Genomic DNA, 12,242 nt, shown 5'->3' on the forward strand with positions numbered 1-12,242 from the left:
CGCTTTTTTGGTGAAAGACGGTGAGACGGGCTATCATGTACCTTATGATGCGCCAGAAGTTCTTGCCGAGAAATTAGGAGCTTTGCTAGGGGATGACCAGTTGCGAAAAAAAATGGGCATACAGGCCGCCGATTATGCCAAGGAGTATGCCTGGGAAGTGATTGCGGCGCGGATCATAGAAGTCTATAGAAGTCTGGTGAATGGTAAAGATCCAGAAGTATCCAAAAAGAAGAGGGTAGTCTGATTTGTTATAAATATAAACGGAGATGGCATTTTGCCATCTCCGTTTATATTCTATGAGATCTACTGAAATTACTCTTTTAGTTTGACATGGAATAAAGTTGTACCATTACTGTCCTGGGTACGTAGCTCGAAATACTTTTTATATTTTCCGATCAGTCTTGATAGTTGACCATGACCAAATGTGCGTGGGTCAAAACTGGGATCGATCTGATAAAGGGCGTTGCCTAGCATAGCCATCGAAGCCCAGCCATCCTCTCGAACGGCGATCTCAAATGCTTTTTTGAGTAAGGGTACTGGTTCGGGATCATCAGCTTGTGGTGTTGCTTTAGCTTTGGTGGTACGTGAACGGACCGGTTTACTTTTTGGAGCAAGGTTCTCTGTGAAGACAAAGAGATCGCAGGCGTTAACAAAGGGTTTGGGAGTTTTCTTCTCGCCGATACCCATTACGAAAATGCCGGCTTCGCGGATGCGAGTCGCAAGGCGCGTATAATCGCTATCGCTGGATACCAAACAAAAACCGCTCACATCGTTTGAATGGAGGACATCCATCGCATCAATGATCATTGCGCTGTCGGTTGCGTTTTTGCCAATCGTATACCGAAACTGTTGTACCGGCTGAACAGCATGATTATTCAATACCTTCTTCCACGAATTCATGCTGGCCGTTGTCCAGTCCCCGTAGATTCTGCGTATCGTCACCTGCCCATATTTGCTGGTTTCGGCCAGCATCTGCGGAAGCAGGCTGGCTTGTGCATTGTCGCCATCGATCAGAATGCTGATCCTGCGACGGATAATATTTTCTTCAGTCATGGGCTTATTATACACGCCTTATCCCTTCTTTACAGAAACTTCATAAACTCTTTATTGTAATTTTGCTTTTCTTTGGGATACTTTATCCGCTACAATAATGCTGAATCTTTACGGAGTTCCTTATGTCAAATGCAAAAATTCTCGTCGTTGATGATGAGCCAAGCATAGTCAATTTGGTCAAAGCCTATCTGGAGCCGGAGGGCTACGAAGTATTTACCGCCAATGATGGTCCCTCCGGATTAAAGGCGGCACGCGTCTTCAAACCGGATTTGATCGTTCTTGATGTGATGTTGCCCGGGATGGATGGTGTTGAGGTGCTCACTCAACTGCGCCGTGAATCAAACGTGTACGTCATCTTGCTGACCGCTAAAACAGAGGAAACCGACCGGGTGATCGGTCTCACCATTGGTGCTGACGATTATGTTACCAAGCCTTTCAGCCCGCGCGAACTTGTCGCGCGGATCAAATCTGCACTGCGCCGATTGCATCATAGCCCCTCAGATAAGGACGAGGTGCTCTCCTTCAAACACATTCGGATTGACGTGGCCGCCCGTCGTGTCAGCGTGGATGATAATCCCATTCAGTTGACTGCGCTTGAATTTGATCTCCTCAAAGCCCTGGCCGAAAATCGTGGTCGGGTCCTTACTCGTGAGCAACTTTTAGAAAAAGTATGGGGTAACTCGTACTTTGGTGAAATCCGTGTTGTGGATGTACACCTCGGTCATGTTCGCCAAAAATTAGGCCTTGACGGGCTGATCGCCACAGTGCGCGGTGTCGGCTATCGGTTTGAGGACGAATCCTGATGATCAAATATATTCGCAGTCATGTGGGCGTTAAACTCTTTCTTTCTTATATTGCGGTGATTGGCATTGCTTCGATCATCCTTTTGTTCTCAACCAGATTGGCCCTGCCCAGAGCATTTGATCGCCATCTGGGGATGGCGCAGGAAATGCAAATAGATGGCGAAGGAATGATGATGGATGGGGGTCAAGGATTTAGAGAGGGAGGTCGTTTCGGCGTACAAGAAGGTGGCCCGAAGGAGCTTTTCCAGAATTTCAAAGCATCATTCAATGAGGCCTTGATTTACTCAGGAGTTGCCGCACTGGTTATTGCCTTGCTGGTTAGTTGGATTTTTAGTCGTAATGTTGTTGCCCCTGTGCGGGCAATGATGACTGCCAGTCATCGCATTGCAGATGGGCATTATGAAGAGCGTGTAGATAAAGAACGTTCTGACGAACTCGGCCAGCTTGCCCGCAGCTTCAATCAAATGGCTGTCAAATTGGAGCAGGTCGAATTAATGCGCCGGCAACTGATCGGCGATGTTTCTCATGAACTTCGCACACCGCTTACCGCCATCAAAGGCTCGATGGAAGGACTGATCGATGGAATTCTCCCGGCAAATGAGGAAACCTACCTGCAAATCCACCAGGAAGCTGGTAGACTGGGTCGGTTGGTGGATGATCTCCAGGAACTGAGTCGTGTCGAAGCGGGAGCCTACCCAATGGAGGTGCGACCCGGAGATTTATCCCCATTAATGGAAACGGTGATCAAACGTCTTTCCACTCAGTTTGAGGAAAAAGGGATCAACCTCACCTCCAACTTGCCTGCCGACCTTCCGCGTATTCTTGGCGATGGCGATCGTGTGATCCAAATCCTGACGAATCTGCTGGGCAACGCACTGAGTCATACACCCGCAGGGGGGGCAGTGACAGTAAGCGCTGTACAACAAGGAAAGTTTATCCACATTTCAGTGGAAGACACTGGTGTAGGCATTTCCCAGGAAAATTTACTGCATATATTCACTCGCTTTTATCGGGTAGATAAATCGCGCTCACGACAATCAGGTGGTGGGAGCGGGATCGGCTTAACCGTAGCCAGGCACCTTGTGGAAGCACAGGGTGGTGAAATATGGGCGGAGAGTGGCGGGGAAGGAAAAGGTAGCAATTTTAGTTTTTCAATTATGATCGCGTAATTTGTTTTAAATCTCTTGTTAAAAAACATTGATTAAAAGAGAAAAATATGTCACAATATAGACGTCCGTTGTTGGGTGCCCCCCTCACCCAGCAGCGGACATTTTTTATACTGCAATATAAACCAGGATGGAAATAAAGTGGGCTACGGCAGCGAGAATGACGAAGATATGCCACACTTCGTGAAATCCAAAAACCCACGGTTTAAAATCAAGCGTTTTTGTGATATAGATGATTGCTCCCAAAGTATAGATCAGTCCTCCTGCGATTAACCATATCAAAGCACCGATCGGGAGTTTATCGAGCATTTCGCCAGTTGCCGCGATGACCAACCAGCCCATAATGAGATATACTCCTGCATTCACCCAGCGAGGTGCCCGAACAATAAATATCTTAATCCCCACACCAATAATTGCCAGTGCCCAGATAATAGAGAATAAACCCCATTTCCAGATTCCGCTAAAAGCATTGATACAAAAGGGTGTATAAGTTCCAGCGATGAGCAGGAAGATAGCAGAATGATCTACTTTCCGCAATATCTCGATTACCTTGGGTGACGAGATGGTCATATGGTATGTTGCGCTGGCGGAAAACATCACAATCAGACTGGTTCCATAGACGATCATTGATGCCAGTTTTGCGGGTTCCCCCCAACTGATAAGAATGAGGGCAATTAACCCAAAAAAAGAGAGAATCGCCGCACCGAGGTGGGTAAGTCCGCTAACGGGATCACGCAGTTTATCTTTGAGCATATTTTTATCCTGTATCTGGAACGAAAAAAGGGCTTGACTTTGACCTTGTCAAACCCTTCAATGTAATTTGCTTTTTCCTATGCCCCTTTTGGAGGGGAGGACTTTTTGGATTTGGCTGGTTTTTTTGCTGCATCAACCGCGCTCTTGCCACGGTCAACAACTTCCTGTCCGCGCACTTTTGCGGATTCCATTACTCCCTTGCCACGATCTATAACAACCTGCCCACGTTCTTTTAGTTTTTTGGTTAGTTCATCAGCGCGGGCACGAGCCTCTTCTGCTACGGCTTCAGCGCGGGCAACAGCCTCTTCAGCCGTCTGGGCGGCTTTGTCTTTCAATTCGATTCCGCGTTCTTTGAGTAAGGTTCGAGTCTCTTCCCCGGATTGCGGGGCAAAGAGTAATGCGGCAACTGCGCCTGTCAAGCCGCCTACGATAAATCCAACCAGAAATGCTCCAAATTCGTCACGATCAGACATGATTTTCTCCTTTATTAAAATAATTCATTATTTGATTCTTTTGATACCGATGAGTTCTAGTATACGTTGTAATCCCGCCAGGCGGGTATTTAGTTTTATTACTGGTTCAGCAATATTTTCACTGAGAAATGTGGTTGTCCCACGGAGTGTATGAACGGTTTCGTTGGTTGCATCCAAAATAGGTTTAATTTCATTTTGAAGTAAGTTGATCAGGCTGGTTACTTGCACAATCAGGATGATAATCGCGAAACCTATGAATAGCGATATTAGCGCCATAAAGATGATAAAAATATCCCGTACTTTAGCCGTAGTCGTCGGCTCTGCCTGAGCCAGACTGATAATTGCCCACACCATCAAACCCAGAATGACAACACCGAAAATAATTGCAATGAAAATAGCTATGCGTTGTTCGCGCTCTTCCTGCGTTGCCTTATTTTTATCAGTGACTTCAACTTGCATATTTTCATCAACCATGTAGATATTATAGCATATCCAAAGAATAGATTATCCGCATTTTGACTCCATAACTGATTCTTTTGATCAATACACCTTGACTGAGGAGGGTGATTCTGGTAATATCCACCTACCGAACGGTCGGTAGGTTTATTATGATGACTAAAGATCAAATTCTTGATGCCGCTGCACAAATATTCCGCATAAAGGGATATCACGCAACCTCCATGCAGGATATTGCTGGCGCGGTCAACCTGCAAAAGGGCAGTCTCTATCATCACGTTTCCAGCAAGCAGGAGATATTGCTTGAGTTGTTGGATCATGCATTGGAGTTGCTCACAGCAGAGATCCTCCTCGTGGCTGAAAATGAGGAGTTATCACCAAGTGAAAAACTTCGACAAATGATGCTCTCCTATCTCAAAGCACTCACGGATCATATTGACCTGGCCTCCGTTCTTTTGATTGAGCACCGCTCATTGGACACTGATCTACACGCGCGGCATGTCCCCAATCGCGATCGCTTTGAAGCTCTTTGGCGTGAAGTTATTGCTGGTGGAATGGATTCCGGCGATTTTACGATAGCCAGAACCGCGCTTATCGTGCGTAATCTCCTTGGGGCAATGAACTGGATTATCACCTGGTATAAACCTAACGGGGAACTTTCTATCGAAGAAATCTCAGATCAAACAGCAACTCTTTTTCTCAATGGCCTGCGAGGTATCTAGATGCAAGCACTCCCGTCCACAAAAACCTCGCATACATTCGAAAAATTCACCACAAAAAATGGCGCTCGAATTTCCAGAATCCCGTTGGAAGCATTCCCGGGATTTTGGACTTACGCTTATCTTGTTATTGCGGATGATCACCGTGTCTTGATTGATACTGGCTCAGGTTTCGGTGATTGTAACGAACATTTACTCGAAGGATTTGATCGGGTGCGCACGGACGAGGGGCCTTCTGCCGCCATAGTGAACCTGACCCAGTTTTGGAGGAGGAGCAATGTATTCTTTTGAACCAAATGAAGAACAAAAAATGCTTATTGATGCTGTCAGTCGTTATGCAGAAAATGATCTGCGGGCATCAGCAGAGGAGGCCGAGGAAGGAAAAAAATTTCCGGATGGGCTGATTGAGAAGGGTTGGGAGATGGGGATTTTGCAAGCCTCGATCCCTGAGGTGTATGGTGGATTTGGGGAGTATTCCAGCGTGACTGGCGTCCTGGCCGCCGAAGAGTTGGCTTATGGCGATCTGGCTGGCGCAATGGCGGTAATGACTCCAAATCTCTTTGTGTTGCCAATTTTGTTGGCCGGCTCAGAAGAACAGAAGATGGAATTTATCCCCCCAGTGATCGAAATGGAATGGAAAGCCTTCACTGCCGCCTTGATCGAACCATCCTTTGATTTTGACGCGACCGATCTGAAAACGACCGCCACAGTTGAGGGTGATGATTATCTGCTTTCCGGTCATAAAACCTACGTTCCCTACGCCGCTGAGGCCGAAGCGATGATCGTCTACGCCAATGTGGATGGATTGACGCAGGGTTTTATTGTCCCCGCGGAATCAGATGGTTTGGTAGTTGGCGAAGAGCGTAACAAACTGATGAGTCTGAATGCGTTGCCTTTCTACGACGTCAGACTGAATGATGTGCGCGTACCAAAGGCCAATCGGCTAGAAGGTGATTTTGAAGCAGCTTTGGCTGCAAGCCGTGTTGCCTTGGCAGCATTGGCTGTTGGTGTCGCAAAGGCCTCACTGGATTATGCAATTGAATATGCTAAAGAACGCGAAGTCTTTGGGGTTAAAGTTGCCCAAAAACAAGCCATCGCTTTCATGCTGGCAGAAATGGCAATGGAAATTGAAGCCAGCCGGATGTTGACCTGGGAGGCAGCCTGGAAGTTGGATAACGACAAGGATGATGCCTTCAAAGCGGCTTATCTGGCGGCGACAGGTGCAATCGACATGGTGATGATGGTCACCGATCGTGGCGTGCAGGTATTGGGAGGGCACGGCTATATCCGTGAGCACCCGGTAGAAAGGTGGATGCGCAATGGGCGTGGTTTCGCAACTTTCACTGGCCTGGCGATTGTCTAAAAACCTTCTCACCACAAAGAACACAAAGGAGCACGAAGATTAATATCTTTTTCCATTGTGTTACTTTCTGTTCTTCGTGGTAAGAGAATGAGGAGATAAATAATGACTATTGAATTTGAAACCCCGAAACCGATCGTGCAACAGCAATATGTCTTGAAAACTGTTGCCGATAATATGATGAGGCCTCACTCCCGTTACTTTGATGAAAATGAACAAGAAATTCCTTGGGACTACATCACCTTTATGCATCAGGCAATGAAAGCATCAGGAGCTGGTTCACTAGCTCCCAAAGAGAAGAAAAAGGAAGATCCAGGTAAGCCGAAACACCCGCCTATCAGTTACCAACTCCTGGCCCATATGATGGAGATCATCTCCTGGGGAGATGTTGGAATGTACCTGGTTACTCCGGGAGGAGGATTGGGTGCTGCTGCTGTTCAGGCTGCTGGTTCGGATGAGCAAAAGAAAAAATTCCTGGCGCGCTTCATGGGCGATAAACCGACATTCGCGGCAATGTGTATGACCGAAGCCGGTGCTGGTTCTGATACTTCTGCAATTCGCTCTACAGCTGTATTGGATAAGCAGACAAACGAATGGGTTTTGAATGGGGAAAAGATCTTTGTCACTGCGGGTGATAAATCATTGACCCAGTATGAGCAATCTGGAAAGGGCTTTGTTGTCATTTGGGCATCCATAGACCCGGAGGCCGGAAGGGCAGGAATGCGCTCTTTTGTTGTCGAAGCGGGGACACCCGGGATTAAAGTTTCCAAGAAGGAACATAAAATGGGAATCCGGGCCTCAGATACAGTTTCAATTGTCATGCAGGATTGTCGTGTCCCCTTTGAGAATATTCTGGGAAATCCAACTGTCGAAAAGACCACCAAAGGCTTCAAGGGCGCGATGGCAACCTTCGATGCGACCCGGCCTCTTGTCGCGGCAACGGGTATCGGAGTAGCGCGTGCCGCACTGGAATTCGTCCAGGAAAAGCTGACAGAAGAAGGGATTGAAATTCGTTATGGGCTGCCTCGAAATAAGCTGACCACCATTGAGCGTGACATTATTGATATGGAAGTGATGATTCGATCAACCTGGTTAATGATATTAAAAGCAGTTTGGATGGCGGACAATCGCAAACCCAACGCGCTCGAATCCTCCATGAGCAAAGTAAAAGCCGGAGATGTCGTCACCAGGGTTACGCAGAAAGCCGTCGAAATAATGGGACCGCTGGGTTACTCCCGTGAATTCCTGCTCGAGAAGTGGTTCCGTGATGCCAAGATCACCGATATTTACGAAGGGACCGGACAGATCAATCGTCTGGTTGTTGCGCGTAACCTTTTAGGTTATCGCGGTAGCCAATTGCGTTAGAAGAAATTAACGACAAAGACACGAAAACAACAAAGGTTTTTCTTTGTTAACTTTCTGCCTTTGTGGTGAGATAAATTTGGAGGTAAATATGAAATATCAAGTGAACAAAGCAGTCGTGGTTGGCGCAGGGACAATGGGCGCAGCGCTGGCAGCCCATCTCGCCAACGCCGGGATTCCAACGACATTATTGGATATCGTGCCCTTCAAACTGACCGAAAAAGAAGAGAAAAAAGGGTTGACGCTGAAGGATAAAGATGTCCGAAATCGCATCGTTGATGATGGATTGCAGGCGGCTAAAAAATCCCGCCCAGCTTCATTTTTCTCATCCGATCAGCAGATGTTGGTCAAGACCGGCAATCTCGAAGATGATTTTGAAGTCATCGCCGAGGCTGACCTGGTTATTGAAGCGATCATTGAGAACCTGGAGATCAAACAGGATCTGATGAAACGGATTGATGAAATTCGCAAGGATAGCGCGATCATTGCAACGAATACTTCCGGGATCCCGGTCAAGGATATCGCAAAAGGACTTTCTGAAAGCTTCAAGGGACATTTTCTTGGGATGCATTTCTTCAACCCGCCGCGTTATCTCAAATTGCTTGAGGTCATCCCAACCGCAGATACCCTTCCTGAAGTGATTGAGTTCATCAGCCGATTTGGCGAATATCGCCTGGGCAAGGGAATTGTCCTTTGCAAGGATACGCCCAATTTCATCGGAAATCGATTCGGCTTTGGCACCGGGGCATTTGCTCTTGATTTCATTCTAAAAAATGGCTACACCATCGAAGAGGTCGATCTGGTCACTGGCCCGATCGTTGGTCGCCCGAAAACAGGTACTTTCCGCCTGATCGACCTTGTGGGCATCGATGTCTGGGATCATGTCGGTCGCAACCTGGCACCCCTCATCCAGCACGATAAATACGCCCTGCCTTTTTTGGAAGCCGAAGCACCGAATAAGCTGATTGCCGAAATGGTCAAGCGAAACTGGCTGGGCAATAAAACCCGAGGCGGTTTCTATAACGTCAAGAAAGATGCCGATGGGAAGAAAACCTTCCTGCATCTTGATTTTGAAACGATGGAATATGTTGAACCATCCAAGCCGAGGTTTGATTCTGTTGGCGTGGCAAAGAAAGCTGAGAGTCTCAAAGAAAGCATCCAGACGATGCTCGATGGCGAGGATAAGGCTGCAAAATTAATTCAGGCTTTAACCTATCAGGGTTCTCAGTATGCATCCGTATTGATTCCGGAAGTAGCTGATACGCCCAAGCCGATTGACGATGCCATGCGTTGGGGATTTGGGCACAAGGCTGGCCCCTTCGAGATCTGGGATATGCTCGGGGTTCAGGCAATCGTTGAGCAGATGACTGCTGCAGGGTTCGCACCTGCCGATTGGGTCCTCAGCATGTTGAAATCCGGGCATGAATCCTTCTATCAATATAAAGATGGAGATATAGTCGGTGTTTATGACGTCTCAAAAGAAGACTATGTCCGCATCGCTCGTTCCCCTGACTTGCTCCTGCTTAAGGAACAGAATCTGATCAAAAAGAATGCCGGTGCCTCCCTTTACGATCTGGGTGATGGTGTGGCTGGCGTGGAATTCCACACCAAGATGAACGCAATTGATGCCGATATTGTCGAGATCATGACAGAGGCCCTTGACCGTACTGAAAATGAATTTGACGGCTTGGTCGTTGGCAATGAAGCCGATCATTTCAGTGCTGGCGCGAATCTCTTTATGGTCGTCATGGCTGCCCAGCAAGGGATGTGGGATCAACTTGAAGAGATGGTCAGGGGTTTGCAGGATATGAATATGCGGATGCGTTATTCACCGAAACCAGTTGTCATAGCCCCGGCCGGGATGGCACTTGGCGGAGGTTGTGAAATCACCATGCACGGTTCGCGCGTGGTAGCATCCGGTGAGACCTATATTGGTCTGGTTGAATTGGGTGCTGGTGTGATTCCCGCAGGCGGCGGTACAAAAGAGATCATGCGCCGTGTTGTCAATCCGGCCATGCGCATTCCTGATATGAATTTATATGCCCCATTTCAAAAAGCTTTCCTGCAAATCGGGCAGGCCAAAGTGGCAACAAGTGCGCGCGAAGCCCAGCAGATGGGCATCCTGAGTGCAACAGATCGGATCGTCATGAGCCGTGATCATTTATTGGCCGAAGCCAAAAAGGAAGTATTGCATATGGTCAATACCGGCTATGCTCCACCGGCACCGGAGATGATCTATGCCGCAGGTCGTGATATGCGCGGAGCATTGGAAGTTGGCGCCTATATGTTCAAGGAAGGCAAATTCATCACGGAGTACGAAGAAAAGATCGCTCAAAAGCTTTCCTATGTTTTGAGCGGCGGAGGTCTCAGCAAAGCTGCCTGGGTCAGTGAGCAATATATTCTCGACCTGGAACGGGAGGCTTTCCTTTCTCTGTGTGGTGAAGAAAAAACCCAGGAGCGGATGTGGGCTTTGTTGAATACGGGTAAACCGCTACGAAATTAGTACCCGTTTGCAGGTTGGCAGGTTTGAAGGTTTGCAAGTTTTTCACAACCTTCAGACATTTCAACATTCCAACCTGCAAACCGTGTAAAAAAGGAGTAAATCATGGAAATGCGAGAAGCTGTAATTGTTGCCGCTGTTCGAACGCCGGTCGGCAAGGCAAAGCGCGGTGGTTTGGCGACTGTCAGGGCAGATGAAATGGCAACGATAGTGATCAAGGAATTGCTCAGGCGGACACCTGAGCTGGACCCCGCAGATATCGACGATGTTATTATTGGTTGTGCTTTTCCCGAGGGCGAGCAGGGAATGAATATGGCTCGTCTGACGACCATGCATGCCGGTCTGCCTGATACTGTCCCCGCTGAAACGATCAATCGTTTTTGCTCATCGGGTGTGCAATCCATTGCGCATGCGGCACAGGCAATTATGTCCGGCCAAATCGATGTTGCTATTGCAGGGGGGGCCGAGTCGATGACACAGGTCCCCATGACGGGCTATAAATTCTCCCCGAATTATGGTCAGGCGTCTGGCAGACCAGAGGCTTTCACCAATATGGGGCTGACTTCCGAGAACGTCTCGGAGAAATATAATATCAGCCGTGAAGACCAGGATGCCTTTGCCGTGGGCAGCAATCAGAAAGCTGCCAGGGCGGTAGATTCCGGTCTGTTTGATGCGGAAATTGTACCTGTTGACGTGGAAGTGACCGAAGTCGGTGCGGATGGGAAGCCTGCTACCCGTAAATATACAGTCAGCCGGGACGAAGGTCCGCGGGGTGACACTACCGTGGAAGCATTAGCGCGGCTGAAAGCTCCCTTCAAAACCGGGGGCAGATCCACTGCTGGGAATTCCTCCCAAATGTCGGATGGTGCAGCGGGTGTGATCATTATGTCCGCAGATAAAGCCAGGGAGCTCGGTATCAAGCCCCTCGCACGTTATGTTGCCTATGCGGTTGGCGGCGTCCCCCCTGAGATCATGGGAATTGGACCGACAGTTGCGATTCCAAAAGCGCTTAAAATCGCTGGCTTGGCGCTTGAAGATATTGACCTGATCGAGTTGAACGAAGCCTTTGCATCGCAATCGCTGGCGATCATCCGCGAGTTGGGAATCGATGAAGAGAAGACCAATGTCAATGGTGGAGCGATCGCATTGGGGCATCCCCTTGGCTGCACGGGGGCAAAGCTGACCACGCAACTGATCTACGAGATGGGACGTCGCAAGTCGAAATATGGCATGGTGACGATGTGTATCGGCGGCGGCATGGGGGCTGCTGCGATCTTTGAGAATTTACAATAAATAATTCACCACTAAGACACGAAGAGTAAAAAAAAATTCTTTGTGCTCATAAGAAATAACTCTGTGAACTTTGTGTCTTTGTGGTGCACAACAAATAGGAGATAGAATAATGGCACTTACAATCAAAACCCTGATGGAAAAAATGCCCGGCGCATTCCGTCCCGATAAGGCCCCCGGCCTGGATGCAGTCATTCAATTTCATTTCACTGGTGAGCAGGCCAGCGATTGGTACGCATCAATAAGAGATGATAAGGTCGAAACAACAGAAGGCGTTCACGATGAACCAAAAATGACCATGACTGCT

The 12,242-nt window shown here is 48.1% G+C and carries 13 protein-coding genes and 1 pseudogene; 10 read left to right on the forward strand and 4 right to left on the reverse strand.

The genetic code is table 11. From position 1 onward, the window contains the following. Positions 1 to 244 (forward strand): glycosyltransferase (locus tag AC3DOM_RS06195; RefSeq protein ID WP_487918161.1); only part of this gene is annotated, 244 nt, incomplete at its 5' end. Positions 245 to 312: 68 nt separating this feature from the next. Here the strand turns inward: AC3DOM_RS06195 and AC3DOM_RS06200 are convergent. After that, positions 313 to 1,053 carry an NYN domain-containing protein gene (locus AC3DOM_RS06200; RefSeq protein ID WP_487918162.1) on the reverse strand — a complete coding sequence of 247 codons (741 nt, stop codon included), beginning with the start codon at positions 1,051 to 1,053 and terminating at the stop codon, positions 313 to 315. A 122-nt stretch (positions 1,054 to 1,175) separates the two neighbouring features. On the opposite strand from AC3DOM_RS06200, the gene AC3DOM_RS06205 reads away from it, so the two are divergent. Both AC3DOM_RS06205 and AC3DOM_RS06210 read left to right on the forward strand, forming a co-directional pair. Beyond that, positions 1,176 to 1,856 (forward strand): response regulator, encoded by a 681-nt coding sequence (locus AC3DOM_RS06205; RefSeq protein WP_487918163.1) that lies wholly within the window; start codon positions 1,176 to 1,178, stop codon positions 1,854 to 1,856. Then, positions 1,856 to 3,025 (forward strand): sensor histidine kinase, encoded by a 1,170-nt coding sequence (locus AC3DOM_RS06210; RefSeq protein ID WP_487918164.1) that lies wholly within the window; start codon positions 1,856 to 1,858, stop codon positions 3,023 to 3,025. The genes AC3DOM_RS06205 and AC3DOM_RS06210 overlap by 1 nt, the downstream gene beginning before the upstream one ends. 105 nt (positions 3,026 to 3,130) lie before the next feature. Here the strand turns inward: AC3DOM_RS06210 and trhA are convergent, their stop codons facing one another. The 3 genes from trhA to AC3DOM_RS06225 form a co-directional block, all read right to left on the reverse strand. Beyond that, complete coding sequence (gene trhA / locus AC3DOM_RS06215; protein ID WP_487918165.1) at positions 3,131 to 3,775, reverse strand: PAQR family membrane homeostasis protein TrhA; 645 nt, start codon at positions 3,773 to 3,775, stop codon at positions 3,131 to 3,133. Between the two features lie 77 nt (positions 3,776 to 3,852). Further along, on the reverse strand, positions 3,853 to 4,248 hold the full coding sequence (locus AC3DOM_RS06220; protein WP_487918166.1) for a YtxH domain-containing protein: 396 nt from the start codon (positions 4,246 to 4,248) through the stop codon (positions 3,853 to 3,855). A 27-nt stretch (positions 4,249 to 4,275) separates the two neighbouring features. Further along, positions 4,276 to 4,722, reverse strand: coding sequence for a hypothetical protein (locus AC3DOM_RS06225; protein WP_487918167.1), 447 nt, complete (start codon positions 4,720 to 4,722; stop codon positions 4,276 to 4,278). 137 nt (positions 4,723 to 4,859) lie between these two features. On the opposite strand from AC3DOM_RS06225, the gene AC3DOM_RS06230 reads away from it, so the two are divergent. From AC3DOM_RS06230 to AC3DOM_RS06260, 7 genes and pseudogenes are all read left to right on the forward strand, one after another. Next, the gene (locus tag AC3DOM_RS06230; protein WP_487918168.1) at positions 4,860 to 5,426 is read left to right on the forward strand and encodes a TetR/AcrR family transcriptional regulator; all 567 of its coding nucleotides are present in this window, start codon (positions 4,860 to 4,862) and stop codon (positions 5,424 to 5,426) included. Next, a complete protein-coding gene (locus AC3DOM_RS06235) occupies positions 5,427 to 5,714 on the forward strand; it encodes a hypothetical protein (RefSeq protein WP_487918169.1) in 288 nt (95 codons plus the stop codon). It abuts the gene before it with no gap. After that, positions 5,701 to 6,786 carry an acyl-CoA dehydrogenase family protein gene (locus tag AC3DOM_RS06240; protein WP_487918170.1) on the forward strand — a complete coding sequence of 362 codons (1,086 nt, stop codon included), beginning with the start codon at positions 5,701 to 5,703 and terminating at the stop codon, positions 6,784 to 6,786. The genes AC3DOM_RS06235 and AC3DOM_RS06240 overlap by 14 nt, the downstream gene beginning before the upstream one ends. Positions 6,787 to 6,888: 102 nt before the next feature. Beyond that, entirely contained in the window at positions 6,889 to 8,148 is a 1,260-nt protein-coding gene (locus AC3DOM_RS06245; RefSeq protein WP_487918171.1) for an acyl-CoA dehydrogenase family protein, read from the forward strand. An 88-nt stretch (positions 8,149 to 8,236) separates the two neighbouring features. Then, on the forward strand, positions 8,237 to 10,648 hold the full coding sequence (locus AC3DOM_RS06250; protein WP_487918172.1) for a 3-hydroxyacyl-CoA dehydrogenase/enoyl-CoA hydratase family protein: 2,412 nt from the start codon (positions 8,237 to 8,239) through the stop codon (positions 10,646 to 10,648). A 108-nt stretch (positions 10,649 to 10,756) separates the two neighbouring features. Continuing rightward, on the forward strand, positions 10,757 to 11,938 hold the full coding sequence (locus AC3DOM_RS06255) for an acetyl-CoA C-acyltransferase (protein WP_487918173.1): 1,182 nt from the start codon (positions 10,757 to 10,759) through the stop codon (positions 11,936 to 11,938). 109 nt (positions 11,939 to 12,047) lie between these two features. After that, positions 12,048 to 12,242, forward strand: a pseudogene (locus AC3DOM_RS06260) (SCP2 sterol-binding domain-containing protein); the annotation flags it as partial.

The sequence above is a fragment of the Candidatus Desulfolinea nitratireducens genome (assembly GCF_982879505.1).